Below are 20,683 nucleotides of genomic sequence, written 5' to 3'. Positions count from 1 at the left end.
TGCACCGGCTCCGTCACACCAGGTTGGACTCCGGGCGCGGGGCCTCGGCCGCGAAGCGGGTCGCGCTCAACGGACCTACGTCCAGGAAGGGTTCGCGGCCGAGGTACAGGTCGCGGATCACCTCGCCGACGGCCGGGCCCTGCAGGAAGCCATGGCCGGAGAAGCCCGTCGCGTACAGGAAGCGCGAGACCGAAGTGGCCTCGCCGATCAGGGCGTTGTGGTCGGGGGTGTTCTCGTACAGGCCCGCCCAGCCGCCGGTGCGGCGCAGGTCGAGCAGGGCGGGCGCGCGCCGCTCCATCGCCTCGTACAGGCGGGGGATCCAGCGGTCGTGGGTGTCGGTGGCGAAGCCGGGCTTCTCGTCGGGGTCGGACATGCCGAGCAGGAGGCCGGGGCCCTCGGCATGGAAGTAGAGGCTGGTGGTGAAGTCGATCGTCATGGGGAGGGCGGGAGGCAGGCCCGGGACCGGTTCGGTGACGGCGATCTGCCGGCGCAGCGGCTCCACCGGCAGGTCGACGCCGGCCATCGCGCCGACGGCCCGCGACCACGCCCCGGCCGCGCAGATCACGGTGTCGGTGGCGATCCGGCCCAGGGTGGTGGTCACGGCGGTGATGCCGGGGCCGTGCAGTTCGATGCCGGTGACCTCGGTGTGGCGCAGGATCCGGGCGCCGTGGGCGCGGGCGGCGGCCGCGTAGCCGTGGACGACGGACTCGGGGGTGCAGTGGCCGTCGTCCGGCGACCAGGCGGCGGCGAGCAGGCCGTCAGTGGTGATGAGCGGGGACAGCCGACGGGCCTCCCCCGGGGTGATCAGGCGGCTGGGCACACCGAGCGCGTTCTGCAGCCGGACGCCCTGTTCGAAGGAGGCCACCTCCTCGGGCGTCGACAGCAGGAAGAGGTAACCGACCCGGTGCAGCCCGATGTCGTACCCGGTGTCCTCCTCGAACCGGCCGAACGCCTCCAGGCTCCTCGCCCCGAGCTGGATGTTGAGCTCGTCGGAGAACTGCGCCCGCACCCCGCCCGCCGCCTTCGACGTGGAGCCGGCGGCGAGCTCGTCCCGTTCGACCAGTACGACATCGCGTACGCCCGCGCTCGCCAGGTGGTAGGCGATGCTGGTGCCCATCACCCCGCCGCCGATGATCACGACCCGGGCCTGGAGATTCACGCGCGTGCCTCCTTCGCCGCCCGGATCACGGCCCAGGCCGCCGCGGCGTCCTGGATGCCGAGCCCCACGCTGTTGTAGTAGACGATGTCGTCGGGCGAGGTGCGGGCGGCGCGCCGGCCGGTGAGCACCTCCCCCAGCGGGACCAGGTCCCCGGGCGCGAGCAGGCCCTCGCGCAGCGCGTCCACGACGGGCCCGGCATGCTCGGCCGCCGTCGCCGGATCGTCCACGACGACGGCGGCGGCCCGCCGTACGACCTCGGTGTCGACCTCGCGCCGGGTCGGCTCGAACGAGCCCACACTGACCACTGTGCACCCGGGCGCCAGCCACTCACCACGCACCACGGGCGTCGTGCTGAGGGTGCAGGCGGCCACCAGCGACGCCCCGGTCACGGCCTCCTCGGCGCTGTCGACCGCGCGCACCGGGACGTCCAGCTCGGCCGCCAGGGTCCGGGCGGCGCGGGCGCGGTGCGCGGGGGTCGGGCTCCACAGCCGTACGGACGTCACCTCCCGCACCCGGGCGATCGCCCGTACATGGGCGAGGGCCTGGGTGCCCGAGCCCAGGACGGCCGGCTCCACGCCGCCGGGGAGGGCCAGCGCGTCCACGGCCACGGCGCTGCCCGCGGCCGTGCGCAGGGTGGTCAGCGCGGTGCCGTCCAGGACGGCGGCGAGCCGGCCGGTCACCGGGTCCAGGGCGGTGACGACCGCGTGGACGGTGGGCAGCCCGACGGTCGCGTTGCCCGGGTTGACGCTGCCGAACTTCGCCACCGGGCCGGTGTCCGCCGAGAGCCGGGCGAGGCAGGCGAAAACCACGCTGTCGTCGAAGCGGCTGGGCTCCATGATCTTCCCGGGCAGGTCGGCGTCGCCGGTCCCGAGCGCGGTGAAGGCCGCCCGCTGCGAGGCGATCGCGGTGTCGAGGTCCAGCAGCCGCACCACCTGCTCGCCGGAGAGAAAGAGGACGTCGTCGGTCATCCCCACATCCTGTCCGGGCCGTCGCCCGGCGAATCAGGACCAGTGGGCGACCGCGTCCAGATGAGGCAGGTTGTGGTCCAGACGCTCCCGCTTGGTACGCAGATAGGTGATGTTGTTCTCGCACGGCTCGATCAGCAGCGGGACCGTCTCGGCGACCTCTATGCCGTGCTGGAGCAGCGACTCGCGCTTGCGCGGGTTGTTGGACATCAGACGTACGGAGCGGACCCCCAGGTCACGCAGGATCCCGGCGGCGACGCCGTAGTCACGGGCGTCGACCGGCAGGCCCAGGGCGAGGTTCGCCTCCACCGTGTCCAGGCCCTCCGCCTGCAGGGCCATCGCGCGCAGCTTGGCCAGCAGACCGATGCCCCGGCCCTCGTGACCCCTCAAGTAGACGACGATGCCGCTGCCTTCGGCGACGACCGCGCGCAGCGCGGAGGCCAGCTGGTCGCCGCATTCGCAGTGCTGGGAGCCGAACGCGTCGCCGGTCAGGCATTCCGAGTGCAGCCGGGTGAGAACCTCTTCGGTGCCGATGTCGCCGTAGACCAGGGCCACTTGCTCGTCACCGCGGTCGTGGTCCAGGTAGCCAATCGCCTGGAATTTCCCGTACACGGTGGGCAACGGAGCATTCACGACGCGTTCCACGCCCGAACGCCGTGGGGTCTTCTGGCCGAGTACGCCGATGTTTTCTGTCATGATCTGATTCCTAAGCAGAGACGAAAGGCCGTGAAAAGATGAGTGGTTCGGGCGCGCCTATGGCGGCATACGGGCTGTTTCCGGCGGACACCACGCAAGACGTACGGACGCGGGCGGCCGGCGTCTCAACACAGGTCGCCGTCCTTCCGGTCGGGAGCTTCGAACAGCACGGCCCCTTCCTTCCCCTGGCGACCGACACCCTGGTCGCCTGTGCCGTCGCACGGGAGATCGCCGCAGCGTACCCAGTGCACCTCCTTCCTCCCGTGACGATCGCCTGCTCGCACGAGCACGCGGCCTGGCCCGGTACCGTCAGCATCTCGTCCGTGACCCTTCATGCGGTGGTGCGGGACATCGCCGCGTCGCTGCGCCGGTCGGGCGTCGACGCGCTCGTCGTGGTCAACGGCCACGGCGGCAACTACGTACTGGGAAACGTCGTTCAGGAGTCCTCCGCGCGCGGGGAGAAGATGGCGCTGTTCCCGGCCCCGGAGGACTGGGAAGAGGCTGTGGAGCGGGCCGGAGTGCGGACCTCGCTCCTCACCGACATGCACGCGGGGGAAATCGAGACCTCCATTCTGCTGCACGCTCATCCCGAATTGGTCCGCCCTGGTTACGAGTCCGCCGATTTCACCGCGGATGACCGCCGTCATCTGCTCACCACGGGAATGTCCCGCTATACCGAATCGGGTGTCATCGGGCGTCCTTCCCTGGGGTCGGCGGAAAAGGGGAAGGAACTGCTGGCGAGCCTCGCCGATTCCTTCGGCGCGTATGTCGAGTTGCTCACGTCCGCGGACGGGCCGGGGTAGTCCGCGTCGGCGGCCCGGGCGTCGAGTTCCACAACCGCATCGGCGGCCCGGGAGCGCAGCCCGGTGTACCAGCGCACGACCAGGACGACGGCGCCGGGCAGGCTCGCCACGAAGCTCAGCACGCCGTACACGACCGCGACGGCCACTCCGCTGCTCGCGCCCAGTCCGGCGGCGCCGAATGCCCAGGCGGTGACGCCCTCCCGGGGGCCGAATCCGCCTACGTTCAGCGGCAGGCCCATGGCGACCAGGGCGAGGACCGCGATCGGGAGCAGCACCGCGACGGAGGCGCCGGAGCCGGTGACCTGGGCCGCCACGACGAACATCGCGACGTGCCCGGCGAGGACGACCACCGAGGAGAGCGCGACGCCCGGCCCGTTGCCGCGGGACAGCAGGCCCTGGCGCGCCTCGCCGAGGGTCCTGCGCAGCGCGCCGCCGCGCCGGGAGGGCGCGCGGTTCATCCGGACCGCGAGGACGACGGCGAGCGCGCCCGCCGCGGCCAGCGCCACCAGAGGGGCGAAGCCGCGCACGTCGTCCCGGATCGGGGACGGCAGGGTCAGCAGCGCCGCACCGCCGAGGACGGCCAGCGCGATCTGTCCGGCGACGCGCTCCAGGACGACCGCCCGCACCGCGCGGCCCATGTCGCCGGCGCTCTGCCCGTGCCGGACCGCGCGGTGCACATCGCCGAGGACACCGCCGGGCAGGGCCGCGTTGAGGAACAGCGCGCGGTAGTAGTCGGCCACGGCGGGCCCGAGCGGCAGCCGGATCCGCAGCCCCCGGGCCACCAACTGCCAACGCCAGGCGCTGAACACGGTGGTGACCACCCCGATGGCCACGGCGGCCAGCAGCGTCGGCGCGTCGATCCGCCGCAGCCCGTCCAGGAAGACGCCGGTGCCGAGCTTCCACAGCAGCGCGGCGAGGATGGCGGCTCCGGCGACGGTGCCGAAGTGCGCGCGCAGGGCCCGGAAATCGGGGCGACCGAGGAGCCGGCGCGGGCCGGTGCCGACGCGTTCCCCGGCACCCGGGGCGCCGTCCGAGGCCGCGAGCGCACCAGCCGGATCGAGCGAGGAACCGGCAAGCGCACCAGCCGGATCGAGCGAGGAACCGGCAAGCGCACCAGCCGGGTCGAGCGAGGAACCGGCACCGGACGCCTGAGCGGGTACGACGAGACAGCCGCCGTCCCGCGGGCCCGCGGACGCCGCGGTGCCGGTCCTGAGCACGCACGCGCGTGCCGGTGTCGTGGGCGTCACGCGCGCGTGGCCGGCCGACCGTGTCGTACGGGACGTCGCCCCGGCGCCCGCCGTCCCCGCGCTCATGACGCCCCGCCCCTGGGCCGGGGCAGCGCCAGCACGTCGCTGTGGTGGACGACGACGTGCAGCTCACCGGCCTCGCAGGCGGCCAGCCGCTGCTGGAGGTAGCGGTCGGCGCGCTCGCGCAGTTCGGGGCGCTGCTCGACGGCCGCGCCCACCCAGCCGCGCAGCCACTGGGCGGTCAGCGCCGACTCGGCCGGGCCCAGCCGCCACGGGCTCGGATTCACCTTCACCGTCGCGCCGCGCTCGCCGAAGACCTCACAGGCCACGGTGACCGCGTCGGGGCCGAGGAGGCCGCCACGGCGCTGGTGGGCGTTGAACGCCTCCGCTATGTCGGCGTCCAGCGGGTCCGACGGGGTGAACTCGACGCGCCCGGCAACCGAGAGGGTCAGCAGGGCCGGGCAGCCGGCCCCGACACAGGCGTCCGCGAGGGTCTCGACCTCCTCGCGGGTGAGGACGTCGAGCAGCGCGGAGGCGGTCACCAGGGAGGCACCGGCCAGCGCGTCCGGCGTCAGCCGGGCCATCTCGCCGCGCCGCGTCTCCACCGTGACCCGGCTGCCGTCGGCGGCGGCGCGCGGCGACGCCACGGCGGCGAAGTGCAGGAGGTAGGGGTCACGGTCGTGCAGGATCCAGTGCTGGGCGCCATCGAGCCGGGGCGCGAGCCAGCGGCCCATCGAGCCGGTGCCACAGCCGAGGTCGTGCACGGCGAACCCGCCCGTGCGCCCCGGCAGGTTGGCGAGCCGGATGCGCAGCGGGTCGAGCAGATCGAGGGCGCGGGCGGCCGCGTCGGCGCTCTCCCGCAACTCCAGCCACTCGGGCGCGTACCGCGGCGGTTCCTCGGGGCCGTCCTCCCGCAGCCGCACGGTGGCCCGCTCCCCGGGCCGGGTCACGGGTCCGGCACCTGCGATCACGTCGGACACCCCCTCCTCGCTCTCCGGTCCGGACGCCGGCGCCAGTTCCTCGCCGCGCGGCCCCGGCTGTGCCGGGATCGCCCCGGTCGGCGTGGTCACCGTCGTCTTCCTCATGCCGCCCTCCGGGGTTCGTCAGGGAGCCTCAGCAGGACTCCGGCCAGGCTGCGGGCCGTGGTCGCCCAGCCGTCGAGGGCCGCGCGGCGGCCGCGGGCGGCGGCCTTGAGCCGCCGGCGCACATCGGCCTCGCCGAACCAGCCGCGCAGTTCGGCGGCGAGCGCGGCGGGGTCCTCCGGCGGGAAGAGAATGCCGGGGACACCGCCGTCGGGGGCGCGGCCGACGGCCTCGGGCAGACCGCCGACGTCGGTCGCGAGGACCGGGATGCCCCGGGCCAGTGCCTCCGTGACGGCCATGCCGTACGTCTCCGCGTACGAGGTGAGGACCATCAGGTCGGCGGCGGCGTAGCTGGCGTCGAGGTCGGCGCCGGCGCGGGGGCCCACCAGGTGCAGACGCTCCGTCAGGCCGTACTTGGCGATCAGGGACCGCAGGTGGGCGACGTACTCCGGGTCGTGCCCGAGTCCGCCCACGCAGACGCAGTTCCACGGCAGGTCCCGTACCGTCGCGAGGGCCTCGACCAGCCGGTGCTGCCCCTTGCGCGGGGTCACCGCGGCCACGCACAGCAGATGCGAGACGCCGTCGGTACCGGGGGCGAGTGGCGCGATGTCGGCGCCGGGGGCGGCGACGTGGACCCGTTCGGGGGCGAGGCCGTGATGGGAGACGAGGCGGCGGACCGCCCAGTCGCTGGTGGCCACGACGGCGGGTACGGCCCGCAGCACCGCGCGCTCCCGGGTGTCCAGGTCGGCGGCCACCGACGGGTCGAGGCCCGTCTCGTCGCCGAGCGGCAGGTGTACGAGCACCGCGAGGCGCAGGCGTTCGGCCTCGGGGACGACGATCTCGGGGACGCCGCAGGCGACTATCCCGTCCAGCAGGACGGCCGCGCCGTCCGGCAGTTCCCGCAGCGTGCGGGCGAGTTCGTCACGGGCGGCCGCACCGGGCCGGGGCCAGGCCCCGTCGACGGCGTGCTTGGCGACCTGCCAGCCGAAGCCGGGCAGGTCCAGGCAGACGCGCCGGTCGTAGGCGTTGCCGCCGCTCGGCGAGGCCGGGTCGTCGACGCCGCCCGGCATGACGAAGTGCACGGTGCGCAGGGACATGGGCATGATCCCGACGTTCGCAGGGGCGGCCGCGCGCTGCGCGGGCACATAGGTCAGGGCCGGGGCCCGGTCGATGGCCATGTCGGTCACAGGCCACGCTCATAACTCGCCCAGGCGACATGGGACTCGTGCAGGGTGACCGTGATGCCCGCCAGGCCCTTGGCGCCCTCGCCCAGGGCGCCCTTCTCGATGCGCTCGGCGAGCCGGTCGGCGATGACCTTGGCGAGGAACTCCGTGGAGGTGTTGACGCCGGCGAAGTCGGGCTCGTCGTCGAGGTTGCGGTAGTTCAGCTCGCTGACGACGGCGCCCAGTTCCTGGGTGGCCAAGCCGATGTCGACGACGATGTTGTCGTCGTCCAGCTGCTCACGGCGGAAGGTGGCGTCCACGAGGAACGTGGCGCCGTGCAGTCGCTGCGCGGGCCCGAACACCTCGCCGCGGAAGCTGTGGGCGATCATGATGTGATCGCGGACGGTGATGCTGAACAACGGACGACCCTCCAGGTGCGGCACGTCTGGCCCCTCCGGCCCCTTGCTGGCGGGGATGCTGTGTAGTACGGCTCTTGGCTTCCCCGTGTTCAGCCTCCTCTCACTCTTTTCTCAGGTCAGGCCCTTTTGTCGTCCGGAATTGAACAGGTCCGTCAGGCTGTGTCTTCGGGGCCGGCGTACCTGACCCGGTGGCACAGGGCCGGGATCTCGCCCGAGGCGAGCCCCGGCAGCACCGCCGGGAGCTCCTCGAACGCGCTCTCCCCGGTGACCAGCGCGTCCAGCGCGGGGTCGGCGAGCAGGTCGAGGGCGAGGGCGAGCCGGTCGGCGTAACTGCGGCTCGCGCGGCGGGCCGGGGAGACGGTGCCGACCTGGCTGCTGCGGAGGGTGAGCCGGCGCGAGTGGAAGGCCTCGCCGAGCGGGAGGGCGATGCGCCGGTCGCCGTACCAGCTCAGTTCGAGGACGGTGCCCTCGGCGCGGAGCAGTTCGAGCGAGCGGGCGAGTCCCTGTTCGGTGGCGCTGGCGTGGACGACCAGGTCGCAGTCGCCGAGGGCGTCCTCGGGCGAGGCGAAGCCGACGCCAAGGGCCTCGGCGGTCTTGGCGCGCGCCGGATCGGCGTCGACCAACTGCAGCCGCACTCCGGGGAAGCGGGCCAGCAGGGCGGCCACCGAGCAGCCGACCATGCCGCCGCCGACCACCGCGATCCGGTCGCCGACCAGGGGGGCGGCGTCCCACAGGGCGTTCACGGCCGTCTCGACCGTCCCGGCGAGGACGGCCCGTTCGGCGGGCACGTTCTCCGGCACCGGCGTCACCGCGTTCACCGGAACGACGTAGCGGGTCTGGTGCGGATACAGACAGAAGACGGTTCGGCCGGTCAGCTCATCCGGCCCCTCCTCCACCACCCCGACATTGAGGTAGCCGTACTTCACCGGTCCGGGGAAGTCGCCCTCCTGGAACGGCGCCCGCATCGCGGTGTGCTGACTGGCCGGGACGCCGCCGCGGAAGACGAGCGTCTCCGTGCCGCGGCTCACGCCGGAGTAGAGCGAGCGCACCAGCACCTCGCCCTCGCCGGGCCCCGTGAGGGTGACGTCACGGATCTCGCCCTGACCCGGCGAGCTCAGCCAGAAAGCGCGCGCGGAGCGGTTCATCGGCATCCTCCTGAACGATCGGGAACCTGTTCACGTACCGAGATGTGCACAGGCCGCGCACAGTACGCGGCGTTGATCGACTCTGTCACTCGGCCGGAGGACGTGCGGTGGCCCTGAACAACACTTACGAAGCAAGGCTGGTCCAGCAGGAGACCGCTGTGGGAGCGGGCGTGCAGATCCTGTTGCTGGCCCTGCTCGGCTCGGCGATCGGCATGGGTCCGGCGGGCTGGCTGACGGGTCTGGTGTTCGCGATCGCGAGCTGGGCGGTGCTCTCACGGGCGCTGCACCGCTCCCGGCTGCGTTCCTTCGGCCCGGCGAACCGGGTCACCCTCGGCCGGGCGACACTGGTGGGCGGGGTGACGGCGCTGGTCGCGGACTCCTTCGAGAGCTCGCCGCCGGTCACGCTCCTGGTGGGCCTGACGGCCGTGGCGCTGATCCTGGACGGCGTGGACGGGAAGGTCGCCCGGCGCACCGGCACGTCGACGGCGCTGGGGGCCCGTTTCGACATGGAGGTCGACGCGTTCCTGATCCTGGTGCTGAGCGTGTACGTGTCGATGCAGCTCGGCCCGTGGGTGCTGCTGATCGGCGCGATGCGCTACGCGTTCCTCGCCGCGGCCAAGCTCGCGCCCTGGCTGAACGCGCCGCTGCCGCCGTCCTTCGCCCGAAAGACGGTCGCCGCGATCCAGGGCGTCTGTCTGCTGCTGGCCGGCTCGGAACTGCTCCCGCACGCCGCGAACATGGCGGTGGCGCTGCTGGCCCTGATCTCGCTGACGTGGTCGTTCGGCCGGGACGTGCTGTGGCTGTGGCGGACGTCCCGGACCGTCGCCGAGGCCCCGGTCCTCGAGGCCCGGGAGGAGATGCTGGAGCTCGTCGCGCGGTGACTCTCCCGCCCCGCGCGGTGCGAAGGGCCCGGATCAGCCGCTGATCCGGGCCCTTCGCGTACGGCTGTTGTTACGGCCGTGCCGACCGGCTCCGCACGATCGCGACCGCCCCGGCCGCCAGGCCCAGCACGCCGACGATCAGCCCGGCGCTGCCGAGGGTGCGGGCGGTGGAGTCGTTGGAGTCGCCCGAGTCCGAGGCGGCCTGTGCGGACCCGCTCTTCGCGTCACCGCTCTTGGTGTCGTCGCCCTTCGCGCCCGACGAAGCGGCGCTCTCGTCGTCACCGGCGGTGAGCTTCAGCACCGGCGCGGGATTCTCCAAGTCGTCCTCGTCGCCCTGCTCGATCCAGCGGACGACCTTGCCGTCGGAGTAGGTCTGGAGGGTCTTGAAGGTCAGCTGGTCGGCGTCCTCGGGCAGTTCACCGAACGCCACGTCGAAGTCCTCGTACTGACCGGCCCCGATCTTGCCGCCGGTCCAGGTGATCGCGGAGACGGCCTCGGTGATGGTGCCGTCGTCGGTCTTGACCGGCTTCGTGAGCTTGGTGGTGGTCACCTTGGCGGTCCAGCCGTCCCGCGGGTGGACGAGCACCCCGAGGACGGGGTGGTCGGTGGGCAGGAAGACCTGGACCTTGGTCGTGCTCGCGCTGTCCTCCTCGTTGGGCACCCGGAAGGTCAGCAGACCGTCCGTGGCTCCCTTGGCGTAGCTCTCGGGGTGGACGGTGACATGGGCCGAGGCGATGCCCGCGGCGCCGAGGACCGAGACGGCGGCGAGGGCGGTGACGGCGGCGGCACGGCGCAGAACGATGCGTGTCGTGGACATGGGTGAGTGGATCTCCGTACGGGATGGGGGTGTGAGGCTGACTCAGATCGTGTACGGGATCCGGCCCGGAGGTCCTCGGCGACGCACCGCATACCGCAGTGAAACCCGGCGCACGGGGGTGACGACGTCCGGGGCGCGGCGCAGGCCGTCGAGCGGCGCGGGCAGCGGGGAGTCCCGCCACCAGGCCACCAGCCCCGGCACGAGCGCGACGGCACGGCGCAGCAGCGACCACAGAGCGGCCTCACCGCGCCGCAGCCACCAGGAGGCGACGAGGGCGGCGAGCACATGGGCGGCCGTGGTGTGCGCGGTGACCGCGTGCGGCCGGGCCATGGCCGCCATGCCGTGGGCGTGCATGACCGCCATGCCGTGGGCATGCGCGGCCGCCGTCCGCACGGCGTGCGCGGGGGCGGTGGGCCGGGCCGCGTCGAAGCCGATGTGCAGCCCCGCCTGGGTGACGAGCATGGCCGCGCCGATCCCCGGCAGCGACCGCTCCCTCCCGCCGAGCAGCCACCCCAGCGTGAACACGCCGAGGAACCCGGCCGCGTCGCCCCACAACGGCGGCATCGCCCCCATCGCGAGCCCGTGCCCGGCGGCGGCGAGCAGGACGCACACCGCGGCGAACACAGCGGCGCGCAGACTCCTCACCGCTGGGGACGCGCTCATGGTCGGTGATCCTCCCACGGTGGGGGGACACGTGTCGCGACGACGCTCTGGTTCAGTGCGCACGCACAGGCGAAGTCCGGTCACCCACGCAGCAGTTCGCCCGGACCGACCTGCGCGAGGAGCGGCGGCTCGCTCTGCCCTTCGTAGGCGAGGTGGAGCTCGCGGCGGGCACGCGTGGCCAGCACGTAGTACGTCATGCGCAGCGCGGCCGACGTGGGATCGGCGGCCGCGTCGGTGTGCGCGTCGGGGATCACGACCGTGTCGAAGCCCAGCCCTTTGGCGCTGGCACGGTGCACCAGCACGATGCCCGGACGACCGAGGTCCAGTGTGCGGTAACGCCCTTCCTTGGCCATGGACGTGTACAGCTGCGGCTTGAGCCGGGGTGCCCTGTGCTCGATGCTGCCCAGCAGGGAGAACTGAGTGTGCCTCGAGTTCACGATCACCCCGATGCTGTGCTGCGGATGCTGCTGGGCCAGGAGGATCAGCAGATCGGCGGCGCCCTTGTGCGGCAGTCGGTGCAGCCGGGGCACGGGCCCGTCCCGTTCGGGCAGGTCGGGCAGGTCGCTGCCGGTGTGGAAGTGCGCGGCGAGGGAGGCGATCTGGCGGGTGTTGCGATGGTTCCCGTCGAGGTCGTGCCGGGTGCACCGGCCCAGGCGCTGGGCTATCTCGGCGAGGGTGGAGTTGGTGTCGGTCAGCCGCTGGCATTCGTCGGCGTACACCGTCACCCGGGCCCGCAGCAGCCGGAGCAGCCGGTAGAACTCCGGGGGCAGGTCCTGCCCCTCGTCGACGACCAGGGTGAGGTCGGGATCGGGGCCCAGTTCGGCGGCCCGGTCGTAGCACGCCTCCCAGTCGTACGTGCCGTCCGCCGCGGCCGGAGCCTTCCCGCCGAACCACTCCGTGAGCCACGCGTGGGCCGTCGACACCCGCACCCCGCGGTCCCTCGGCCCCAGCGCGTGGACGACCGCGGCCAGTGACTGACGCAGTAGGTTGGAGCGGGTCAGCAAGGTGACCCGCGCCCCGGTCAGGGCCAGCATGATGGCCCGCTGGGCCGCCAGCAGGCTCTTGCCGCTGCCCGGCGGACCGCTGACCAGATGGCTGCCGTCGAAGGGGAGGTCGTCGAGGCTGTCCCGCTGCCGGGGTGAGAGATCGAGATAGCTGACGGTCACGGCTGCTCCAGGGCGGTTGCCGCGGCGGCGAGGGCGGTTCCGACGACCGTCTCCAGATAGCCGGGCACCCCTTGGCCGCCGATGACCAGGGCGCGGTCGAGGAGGGCGTTGCCGGCTTCGCAGCTCGTCTCCGGAAGGAGCGCGCAGGCGTGGCACGCCGCACGGTTGAGATTGGCGAAGCCCTGTCCGGTGTGCTCGGCGCACAGCGGATCCGCCGAGCACCAGGCGGCCGCCTCGGTCATGCGCAGCAGGGTCTCCGCCAGGCGGGGCGCCTCGCCCTGGCGGACGAGGCCGCCGAGGGTGCCCTCGGCATCTCCGGCGGCGGTGTAGACGAGGATGCCGTACTGGTCCTGTTCGGGGCGCGCGTAGATGCGTTCGCGCAGGCTCGCCGTGGTGTATCCGGATTCGAAGGAGAGCTGGCGGATCAGCAGATGGGCGAGCGTGTGCAGGAGGACGAAGCGTGGGGCGAGCTCCGGACCGGTGAGATGTTCCAGGCGGTCCTTCTGGAAGGAGCGGTCGAGGTCGGCGCGCATCCCCGAGACCCGGTGGCGGACCTTCGCGTCCGCTTCCCAGGTGGAGAGCTCACGCCGGTCCAGCGCCAGGAAGATTCCTTCTCCGAAGACCTCCACGGCGGGCAGCCACCTGAGGCGCCGCGCCGTGTCGGACGGCACGACCGTGGCATCGGGTGAGACCCGGGTGAAGCCCGACAGGGCGCGGACCTCGCGCAACCGGTCGGCGAGGACGACCCGGCCGAACCGCCGGCGCAGGCCGGCCCACGGTTCCTCGGTCTCGCCGCCCAGGCCCAGGGTGGTCTCGCGCAGCGCGAAGTCCCGTGTCGGTGGCGGGGGCGGGGCGGTGAAGGCGGCCCACTCCTCCCGGCTCAGGTCGGGCCGGGCGGGAGCGGACGGTGTGTCGGACGACGGCGCCGGAGCGTGCCCGGTCTCCTCCGCGACGAGGGCGTCGATGAGCGCCTCGTCCGCTCCCGTGTCCTCCATGATGACGTCCCGGAACATGCCGGCCCGCGGCTTGCCGGTGTACCGGCACAGTTGCACCCACAGGTCGTGTTCTCGCACCCGCACGGCGAGCTCCTCGTCCGCGTGGACCGGGACCTCGGTCTCGGGGATGTCGAGCGCCGAGTGCACGATCGGGTAGTACAGGTTTCCCGCCGTGCGCTGCACCACCTGAACCGGCTTGACGCACTCCACGGCCTCGCTCGCCCGCTGCCAGGGGTTGCGTCCGGAACACCGCATCCCGTGCGTTCCGAGGATGTCGAGCAGATCGCGCCCGGCTCCGCATCCCTTCGCGGCGCAGACCACGGAGAGCGCTTCGAGTCCGGAGGCGCGGTCGGAGACCAGGAAGCGCAGTCGCTCGCGCTCGGCACACTGACGGCGCTCGCCGGCGTCACGCCGGGAGTGCGCCCAGAACCACCAGTCGAGGTCGCTGAGGTGGCCGGCCGCGCAGATCTGCACGAACCGCATGGGCGCGAGTGTCCGCGCCGGCGAGCAGGACGGACAGCGCGGCGGCACTCCGGGCTTCTCGTCGGCGATCCGCCACCGCTTCATGCGCCGGCAGGCCCCGCAGAACAGCCAGGAGGGGAAGCGGATGTACGGCGCTCCCGGGGCGTCCGGTGTGTCGTACCGGTCGTTGGCCGTGGCCGGCGCGGCGTAGAAGCCCGTGACCCCGAGCCGGGAGGCCAGTCGCGGGGACTCGACCTGCTGTCTGCCCCGCCCCGGCCAGTCGCCGATTCCGGTCGCGACGAAGGACTCGCCCTGGATGTCGAACACGGCCCCGACCCCGAACGGGACGACCGTCTGCGACTGGCGTACCCGCAGTGTGCGGCTCACAGGTCGGCTCCCTTCACCATCACCTGGCACTCCCGGTCCACGTTGCGCATGGAGTTGGGCGTCTCCCACAGCCCGTACTTCTGCTCAAAGCTCTTGATCAAGTTCGACTGCCCCTTGCCCTGGCTGCGGTAGTACAGCTCCCGGCCGTGCTTGCGCGCCTCACGAGCGGCGTCCTCCCAGTCCGCGATGAGGTCCGCCAGTTCCTTGCGTACGGCCTCGCCGCTGGCCGGTTCGCACACCTCGGCACGCCGGGCGAGCCGGTCCGCGAGCGCCTCGGCCTCCGGGAGGCGGTCGACGAGGTGACCTGCCTGGTTCTCCGCGGCCAGCCCGAGCCCGTGACGTACGAGGATGACGAGAGCGGCGTGCAGGGCCCGGCGGCGCGAGGGCACCGACCACGGTGTGACGCTGGTGGGCTCGACGTGCCGGTAGAGGGAGCGGTGGTAGATGTCGAACGTCTCGTAGTGCGAGCGGTCACGCGGGCGCGTGGCGTTGAAGAAGGTGACGACGAGTCCGGGTACGGAGCTGCGCCCGACGCGGCTGGTGGCCTGGATGTACTCGGCGGTCGTCTTGGGCTGCCCCTGCATGAGCATGAGGGCGAGACGCTTCACGTCGACACCCACGGAGAGCATGTTCGTGCAGGGGAGGAAGGACACCGACGCGGGATCGTCCCAGGGCTTCTCCAGCCGGTCGAGCAGCACGGGCTGTTCCGCGCGCGGCAGATTGCTGGTCAGCTCCTGTACCTGATGGTCCGTGAGCTGCCTGGTGCCCGCTCCCGTGTCGAGCCCGGTGAGCTGCGCGGGGATGTCGTCGCCCGCGGCCGTGACCGTACGACCGAGCTCGCGCAGGCTGTGGTGGTAGGCGACCAGGGTCCAGTAGGCGTCGCGGTGTTCCTCGGGCAGTTCCCACGCCCCCTGGAGCAGGGCGGCCGCGGTGGCGACGGAGGCGCGGCCGGCGGTGTGCCCCTGGGCCATGACGCCGACGTAGAGGCGGCCGGGGCGGGAGGAGTCCTGTTCGGCGAAGTACGAGTGGCGGGCGTCCAGTCCGGCGGGCGGGAAGAGCTGGACTCCGCCGCCGTACAGGGCCCGGATCTGTTCGCCGGAGCGGCGGATGGTGGCCGTGGAGGCGATGACCTTCGGACCGGTGCCGTCGGGTGCGGCGCACAGACCGAGGATCGCGGATTCGTAGAGCCCCACGGTGGTGCCGAGGGGGCCGGTGAGCAGGTGCAGCTCGTCCTGGATGACGAGGGACGGCGGTCGGGTGGCGCTCCCGGCTCCGAACAGCCGGCCCGCGCGCGGTTCCCAGGCGAGCCGGGCGAACTTGTCCACCGTGCCGAGGACGAACGTGGGCGGGTGATCGTAGAGATGCTCGTCGACGACGGCGACCGGCAGTCCGGCGTGGAAGGCGCATTCCTCGCGCGGGCAGAAGAACGCGAAGGAGTCGGCGTCGGCGCGTACCCCGTAGTCCGCGATGTCGGGCGACTTGTGTGCCGGAAGGATACGGGTCCCGCACCACGGGCAGCGGTCGAGGATGAACACGTCGTCGGGGCGGGCCGCGGCACGCTCGCTGTCGAAGGCCGCGCGAGCCTTCTCGTAGGTGTTCGGCGTGGTGCTCTCGCCCACCCACAGGCCGATCGAGAAGGGCTCCGCACCGTAGCGGTCCGGGTCGGCGCGGCGCAGGGTCTCCAGGGCGCAGATGGTGGTCGCCGCACGCTGGAACTGCTGGGTCGTCAGCAGGCTCAGGGTGTACCGGCTCAGAACGGCCGTACCTCCGCCGTCCGGTTCGCGTCTGCGCAGGAGCATCACGAAGGCCGCGAGCAGCAGATAGGCCTCCGTCTTGCCGCCGCCGGTCGGGAACCAGATGAGGTCCGTGATGTCCCGGTCCTCGTGCCGGGGGTCGGCCACACCGTCCAGGGCCAGCAGGAAGAAGGCCAGCTGGAACGGGCGCCACGTGGCCTCGGGCGTCGGCCGGGGATCGACCGGAACCCCGTCACCGTGGGAGCGTCGGCTGCCCGCGAGGTCGGGCGCCGAGTGGCGCATCTGGAGGGCCATGGCCCGGTTGGCGGCCCTGAAGGCGTGCAGGAGTTCCGGCCGTCCGGGATCACAGAGGGTGCGCACACCGGACTCGATACGACTGACTGCCGTACTGACGCGGGCGAGAATGCGGTCGGCGGCCTCACGTCCCCAGTCGGGCACGTCCCTGTTCAGCTGCCCCACGTACCAGGCGCGGTAGTCCGCGGCGAACTCCCACAATTCTTCCCGGAGTTGGTCCACGGAGACGTACGGATCGGCAAGGTGCAGGAGGTTCAGTACGGGGGTGTCGCCGAGGCCTGCCGCGCGGACACCGCGCACCTCTGCCTGCGGCATGACGGCTGCCCGGAGGGCGGTCACGCGCGTGCCATTCTCATCGTGCACTTCCTCGACCGCGCAGCCGTGCCCGACGGCATGCGTGCGCACATGCTCGTACTGCAGGCGCAACTCCTGCTCCTCGGGGTCGCGGCTCGCCAGCCGGACGCTCGGATACTGGCGCACCCCGCCGTCTGTCGGCCGTGCCTCCAGGCCGACTTGGAAGAGCATGCGGTCCCACTGCGCGGCCTTGCCCATGGCCTGCTCGTGGCGTGCGGTGTTGACCAGGGCCACGGTGACCAGCTGACCGGTGCCGAACACCCTTCGGGTCACGAGGAGTTCGGCCCGGCCGTCGAGGACCTCGACCCGGTCGCGGTCGGGGGTGAGGGTGTGCGTCTCCGCGGCCAGCGGGACGCGTTCCCAGCGCCGGCCACGCTCGCCCGTCGCGGCCCGGGTCTCGTAGCGCGCGCCCACGCAGGCGACCTCGATGGTGGTGGCGTCGGTGTAGAAGCTGAAGCCCAGGGAGGAGGGCAGCCAGGAGTTGGATTCGGGCACAGGATCCTCGGCGGGGGCCGTGTCGTCGGCCGCGCCTTCCGTCCCGGAGCCGTCCGGCTGCTCCGCCGCCAGATACAAGTGCCGCTGGAGGTCGGCCTCCTGGGGGTACAGCGTGCCCATGAGGTACTGACGGTCGGGCGGGGCGTCGAGCGTCTCGTACTCGCCGGTGGCGGGGCCGACCAGCTGCCGGTGAAGGTAGGAGACGAGCTCCTGTCTGGGGTCCATGGATTCCTCGAAGGGTCTGCGAAGTCGGGAAGTCATGTGGGGTGTCAGGGCCGACGCCAGCGGTCCCGCAACGATGTACGGGGCGTGCCGCCCGCCCGCTCCGCGGCAAGCTGTTCCTGCAGTTCGGTGATGCGCGCCCAGGCGTTGTGCTCGGTCTGGGCGATGTGCTCGGCGGCACGCTGTTCGACTGCCTCCACCTGCTGCCGGGCTGCCCGAAGAGCGTGATCCCGTTCGGCGAGCAGGGACTCGGCCCGGCGCAGCCTGGCCTCCAGGTCGGCGATGCGCGCCTCGGTGTCCTCGCGGTACTGACGCAGCCGCCGGTCCGCCTCACCGACCCGCTGCCGGTAGAAGTCGGCGTGCTCACCCCGGCGGACCGCTTCCTGGAGTGCGGCCCGGTGTTCTTCCTCGACTTGCGCGAGACGCTCATCGCACTCGGCACGGACACTCCGCTCACGGCGCACAAGTGACGTGTCGACACGGCGCAGGAATGCCTCCTCCAGCACGTCCAACTGCCGCCCGGCCTCCACCTCGGCTGCCTCCCGCTCCGCGGCCAGGCGCTGTTGGTGCTCGTCCCGCACACGCGCGATCCGCACCTCGTACTCACGGCGGACCTCGGCGAGGCGCAGGTCGGCGTCGGCACGGAACCGCGCGAGTTCCTCCTCGGAGGCCGCCGGCTGCGGTGCGGGCTTGTCGTCCCCGTCCGCCTCGATCGGCTGGGGCGGCGCCTCCTCGTCGGCGGCGGGCCCGGGTACGGGCAAAGGCGCGTCGTCGGACACCGCGGCCGGCTCCGGGACCCGGTCATCGTCCGAGGAACACACGCTCACGGAGCGGCCATGCACATCCCCAGCGGCCACGCCCGGTTCCGCGACCTGCTCATCACCCGAGGAACACGCGCTCATCGAACGGCCGTCCACGTCCTCCGCGGCCTCGGCCAACGAGGACGCAGCCGCTTCCACCACCCGGCCATCCCCCGAAGGACACACGCTCACCAAGCCGCCGTGCTCAGCCTCGGCAGGCTCAGCCGACGACACCGCAGCCGGTTCCCCGACCCGCTCACCTCGCGCACGCCCAGCCGACGACACCGCGCCCGGTACCACCACCCGGTCACCGTCCGACGAACACACGCCCACCGAGCCGCCGCCCACACCCCCCACCGACTCGACCAACGACACCTCAGCCACTTCCACCCGGCCATCGTCCGAAGGACACACACTCACCGGACAGCCGTGCACATACTCAGCGGCCGCGGCCAACGACGGCACGCCCGGTTCCGCGACCCCGCCATCGTCCGACGAACACACGCCCACCGAGCCGCCGCCCACACCCCCCACCGACTCGGCGAACGAGGACGCAGCCGCCTCCATCACCCGGCCACCGTCCGAAGGACTCACGTCCACCGAGCCGCCGTGCGCATCCCCCGCGGACGCGGCCGGCTTCCGGGGTGGCATCTTGGCCGTGAACTCCCGCAGTGCGTCTCGTACGGCGAGGCGCGACTCCGTGTTCACCAGTGGTTTCCTGGCCAGGTACGTTCGCGGGGTCGCCTCGACCAGGGCTTCGGCAGGTCTCTCGAAGAAGTCCTCCGGTCGGTAACCGGCCTTCCTCAGGGTGTCGAAGACGCGTTGCAGCACTTCCAGGGCCGCGAGCACCTGCTGGTCCGGCGCCGTCCCCTCCCCTGCGGCGCGCACCACGTCCGCGGCGGCGGGTGGGCCGAGCATCACCGTGAGCTGGGACTGCCCGAGCGCCAGCAACGCGCACTCGGCGAGCCAGTCGATTCCCCCTTCGAACCTCGCCAGCATCCGCAGCGCCCTGTCCCAGTCCGCCGGGAGCACGTCGGCCTCCACGACAGGCGGCGGGCTGGGGTCGGCAACCGCGGGGGCCGGAGCGGGCAAGGCCTCGGTCCCCGCTTCCCGCTCCGCGTCCGGTCCCGGTCTCGTGACCGCCGCGGCAGCCGGAGCTCTGCCACGCGCTCGCCGCCTCTTCGACCGGCCCTGCTCTCCGTCCTCGTCGGCACCCTGCCCGTCCCCGTCCCGGAACGCGCCGGTGACTCCCGCCATCCGCAGCCGCTGCCTGAACACCGGCAGGGTCTTGCTCTCCACCTGCCGGATCCGCTCCCGGGTCACCCCGAACTCCCGCCCCAACTCGTCCAGCGTCGAGAGTTCGTCTCCGTCGAGGCCGAGGCGCCGGACGAGGACACGGGCGCTGCGTTCGTCGAACGTGTCCACGACGGACATCACGTCGTCCATCAGGAGCGCGTCCAGCACGCCGTGCTCCACCGAAGGCAGGGCATGGGCCTCCCCCAGGAGGTCGCCGAGGATGGCGCCGTCGCCGATGACGCGGTCCAGCGAGTCCGTACGCCGGCTCAGCTTCCGGATCTCTTCCACCTTGCGCACACTCATGTCGCAGTGCACGGCCACGTCGGCCGCCCCCGCGGCCCGCCCCTGCGCGGCCAGGGCACGTTCGGCGGCCGCCACCTTGCGCATCTGCTCGTGCATATGAACCGGGATCCTGATGAGGGCGCCCTCGTCCGCGATGCCTCGGGTGATCGACTGCCGGATCCACCAGGTCGCGTACGTCGAGAACTTGTTGCCCATGGTCGGATCGAACTTCCGCGCGGCCCGCATCAGCCCCAGGACGCCGTGCTGGACCAGGTCGTCATACTCCAGCCCCTGTTCCAGATAGGCGCGCACCACGGAGTGCACGAGCCGCAGATTGTGCAGGACCAGGCAGTCCCGGGCCCGGATCCTGAGGTCGCCGGGCGGCAGGGCGCTCAGGTCCGCGTCCGTGGGCTCCTGCCCCACCTGGTCCGCGCCGCCGCGCAGCAGCACGGTGAGGCCGACCTCCGCCTCGGCCGTCAGCAGATGGTGCTCGGTCCGCCGACGGAAGCGGTCCTCCTCCAGCACGGACATGCCCGCGACCACGGCAGCGGCGAAGTCACCGTCCTCCGGCACGACGACCCCGGGCGGCTCGGGCGGCGGTGCGCCCCCTTCATCCGGACCCTCCTCCCCCGCTCCCTCGACCCCCCGCACCTTGGCCGCCGCCCTCAGTGCCGCCGCCTCGCGTGTGTTGAGTCCGGCCAGCCGGACGACCCCGTCCAGGGCCCGAGGCGTGACGCGGCCCTCGGCGTCCGCGTAGCGCCCGAGCAGCGCCAGCACCACGTCAGCCCGGGGGAACACATTTTCTACACGATTCCGTGCAACCTTTTCCGCATTCGGACGGTCGACGTCTGTATGCACCACCGTTTTCTGGACAGGCACCCCGAGCCTGGCCAGTTCCGCCCGCAGTCGCTCCCGCTCGGCGTCCCCGAGTCCAAGCTTCCGCACCTGCGCCATGAACGCGCCCTCCGGCACGACGCCGTTTACCGCCGCACGCCGGAGCTGAACCAGCAACTCGGCGAGCGCGGCTCTGGTGACGGGCGCACCCTGTGCGCCGACGGCCTGATGCCGCATGTCATCCACCCCCACCCCAACTACACGCCACACCGTAGAGGTAGCTCGTTAACAGTGTCAACAGA

The 20,683-nt window shown here is 72.5% G+C and carries 15 protein-coding genes and 1 pseudogene; 2 read left to right on the top strand and 14 right to left on the bottom strand.

The window, feature by feature from the left end:
* Positions 1 to 13: 13 nt before the first annotated feature.
* From N8I87_RS34140 to ribA, 3 genes are read right to left on the bottom strand one after another with little or no spacing between them, the layout of a single operon-like run.
* Positions 14 to 1,159 carry an NAD(P)/FAD-dependent oxidoreductase gene (locus N8I87_RS34140; protein WP_263214606.1) on the bottom strand — a complete coding sequence of 382 codons (1,146 nt, stop codon included), beginning with the start codon at positions 1,157 to 1,159 and terminating at the stop codon, positions 14 to 16.
* Complete coding sequence (locus N8I87_RS34135) at positions 1,156 to 2,127, bottom strand: ornithine cyclodeaminase family protein (protein WP_263214604.1); 972 nt, start codon at positions 2,125 to 2,127, stop codon at positions 1,156 to 1,158. The genes N8I87_RS34140 and N8I87_RS34135 overlap by 4 nt, the downstream gene beginning before the upstream one ends.
* A 33-nt stretch (positions 2,128 to 2,160) precedes the next feature.
* Entirely contained in the window at positions 2,161 to 2,820 is a 660-nt protein-coding gene (gene ribA, locus N8I87_RS34130) for a GTP cyclohydrolase II (RefSeq protein ID WP_263214603.1), read from the bottom strand.
* A gap of 38 nt (positions 2,821 to 2,858) precedes the next feature.
* Between ribA and N8I87_RS34125 the strand changes: the two genes are divergently transcribed.
* Entirely contained in the window at positions 2,859 to 3,623 is a 765-nt protein-coding gene (locus N8I87_RS34125) for a creatininase family protein (RefSeq protein WP_317633516.1), read from the top strand.
* A gap of 152 nt (positions 3,624 to 3,775) precedes the next feature.
* Here the strand turns inward: N8I87_RS34125 and N8I87_RS34120 are convergent.
* The 5 genes and pseudogenes from N8I87_RS34120 to N8I87_RS34100 form a co-directional block, all read right to left on the bottom strand.
* A pseudogene (locus N8I87_RS34120) lies at positions 3,776 to 4,936 on the bottom strand (lysylphosphatidylglycerol synthase transmembrane domain-containing protein); the annotation flags it as partial.
* On the bottom strand, positions 4,933 to 5,955 hold the full coding sequence (locus N8I87_RS34115; protein ID WP_263214600.1) for a trans-aconitate methyltransferase: 1,023 nt from the start codon (positions 5,953 to 5,955) through the stop codon (positions 4,933 to 4,935). The pseudogene N8I87_RS34120 and the gene N8I87_RS34115, both read right to left, overlap by 4 nt.
* A complete protein-coding gene (locus tag N8I87_RS34110; RefSeq protein ID WP_411577399.1) occupies positions 5,952 to 7,130 on the bottom strand; it encodes a glycosyltransferase family 4 protein in 1,179 nt (392 codons plus the stop codon). Before N8I87_RS34110 ends, N8I87_RS34115 begins: the two co-directional genes overlap by 4 nt.
* A 5-nt stretch (positions 7,131 to 7,135) precedes the next feature.
* On the bottom strand, positions 7,136 to 7,534 hold the full coding sequence (locus N8I87_RS34105; protein WP_263214598.1) for a 6-pyruvoyl trahydropterin synthase family protein: 399 nt from the start codon (positions 7,532 to 7,534) through the stop codon (positions 7,136 to 7,138).
* A 152-nt stretch (positions 7,535 to 7,686) separates the two neighbouring features.
* Entirely contained in the window at positions 7,687 to 8,679 is a 993-nt protein-coding gene (locus N8I87_RS34100; RefSeq protein WP_263214597.1) for a zinc-dependent alcohol dehydrogenase, read from the bottom strand.
* A 107-nt stretch (positions 8,680 to 8,786) separates the two neighbouring features.
* Between N8I87_RS34100 and N8I87_RS34095 the strand changes: the two genes are divergently transcribed.
* Positions 8,787 to 9,560 carry a CDP-alcohol phosphatidyltransferase family protein gene (locus N8I87_RS34095; RefSeq protein ID WP_263214596.1) on the top strand — a complete coding sequence of 258 codons (774 nt, stop codon included), beginning with the start codon at positions 8,787 to 8,789 and terminating at the stop codon, positions 9,558 to 9,560.
* 70 nt (positions 9,561 to 9,630) lie between these two features.
* Here N8I87_RS34095 and N8I87_RS34090 read toward each other — a convergent pair whose 3' ends face one another.
* The 6 genes from N8I87_RS34090 to N8I87_RS34065 form a co-directional block, all read right to left on the bottom strand.
* Positions 9,631 to 10,377, bottom strand: a complete 747-nt coding sequence (locus N8I87_RS34090; protein WP_263214595.1) for a YcnI family copper-binding membrane protein — start codon at positions 10,375 to 10,377, stop codon at positions 9,631 to 9,633.
* 42 nt (positions 10,378 to 10,419) lie between these two features.
* On the bottom strand, positions 10,420 to 11,040 hold the full coding sequence (locus N8I87_RS34085) for a hypothetical protein (RefSeq protein ID WP_263214593.1): 621 nt from the start codon (positions 11,038 to 11,040) through the stop codon (positions 10,420 to 10,422).
* 80 nt (positions 11,041 to 11,120) lie between these two features.
* A complete protein-coding gene (locus tag N8I87_RS34080) occupies positions 11,121 to 12,206 on the bottom strand; it encodes a DEAD/DEAH box helicase (protein WP_263214591.1) in 1,086 nt (361 codons plus the stop codon).
* Positions 12,203 to 14,050 carry a DUF1998 domain-containing protein gene (drmB, locus tag N8I87_RS34075; protein ID WP_263214589.1) on the bottom strand — a complete coding sequence of 616 codons (1,848 nt, stop codon included), beginning with the start codon at positions 14,048 to 14,050 and terminating at the stop codon, positions 12,203 to 12,205. The genes N8I87_RS34080 and drmB overlap by 4 nt, the downstream gene beginning before the upstream one ends.
* Positions 14,047 to 17,172: a helicase-related protein gene (locus N8I87_RS34070; protein ID WP_263214587.1), complete on the bottom strand. Its 3,126-nt coding sequence runs from the start codon at positions 17,170 to 17,172 to the stop codon at positions 14,047 to 14,049. The genes drmB and N8I87_RS34070 overlap by 4 nt, the downstream gene beginning before the upstream one ends.
* Positions 17,173 to 17,216: 44 nt before the next feature.
* Positions 17,217 to 20,618, bottom strand: a complete 3,402-nt coding sequence (locus N8I87_RS34065) for a sigma-70 family RNA polymerase sigma factor (RefSeq protein WP_263214585.1) — start codon at positions 20,616 to 20,618, stop codon at positions 17,217 to 17,219.
* Positions 20,619 to 20,683: the final 65 nt, after the last annotated feature.

Origin of the sequence: Streptomyces sp. HUAS 15-9 (assembly GCF_025642155.1) — a bacterium.
Lineage (GTDB): Bacteria > Actinomycetota > Actinomycetes > Streptomycetales > Streptomycetaceae > Streptomyces.
This window is presented reverse-complemented; position numbering and strand designations above follow the sequence as displayed.

What these genes read in the sequence shown, in the direction of transcription:
- N8I87_RS34135 (WP_263214604.1), bottom strand. Translation starts at nt 2,127, where the DNA reads ATGACCGACGACGTCCTCTTTCTCTCCGGCGAGCAGGTGGTGCGGCTG.
- ribA (WP_263214603.1), bottom strand. Translation starts at nt 2,820, where the DNA reads ATGACAGAAAACATCGGCGTACTCGGCCAGAAGACCCCACGGCGTTCG.
- N8I87_RS34125 (WP_317633516.1), top strand. Translation starts at nt 2,859, where the DNA reads ATGAGTGGTTCGGGCGCGCCTATGGCGGCATACGGGCTGTTTCCGGCG.
- N8I87_RS34115 (WP_263214600.1), bottom strand. Translation starts at nt 5,955, where the DNA reads ATGAGGAAGACGACGGTGACCACGCCGACCGGGGCGATCCCGGCACAG.
- N8I87_RS34110 (WP_411577399.1), bottom strand. Translation starts at nt 7,130, where the DNA reads ATGGCCATCGACCGGGCCCCGGCCCTGACCTATGTGCCCGCGCAGCGC.
- N8I87_RS34100 (WP_263214597.1), bottom strand. Translation starts at nt 8,679, where the DNA reads ATGAACCGCTCCGCGCGCGCTTTCTGGCTGAGCTCGCCGGGTCAGGGC.
- N8I87_RS34090 (WP_263214595.1), bottom strand. Translation starts at nt 10,377, where the DNA reads ATGTCCACGACACGCATCGTTCTGCGCCGTGCCGCCGCCGTCACCGCC.
- N8I87_RS34085 (WP_263214593.1), bottom strand. Translation starts at nt 11,040, where the DNA reads ATGAGCGCGTCCCCAGCGGTGAGGAGTCTGCGCGCCGCTGTGTTCGCC.
- N8I87_RS34070 (WP_263214587.1), bottom strand. Translation starts at nt 17,172, where the DNA reads ATGGACCCCAGACAGGAGCTCGTCTCCTACCTTCACCGGCAGCTGGTC.
- N8I87_RS34065 (WP_263214585.1), bottom strand. Translation starts at nt 20,618, where the DNA reads ATGCGGCATCAGGCCGTCGGCGCACAGGGTGCGCCCGTCACCAGAGCC.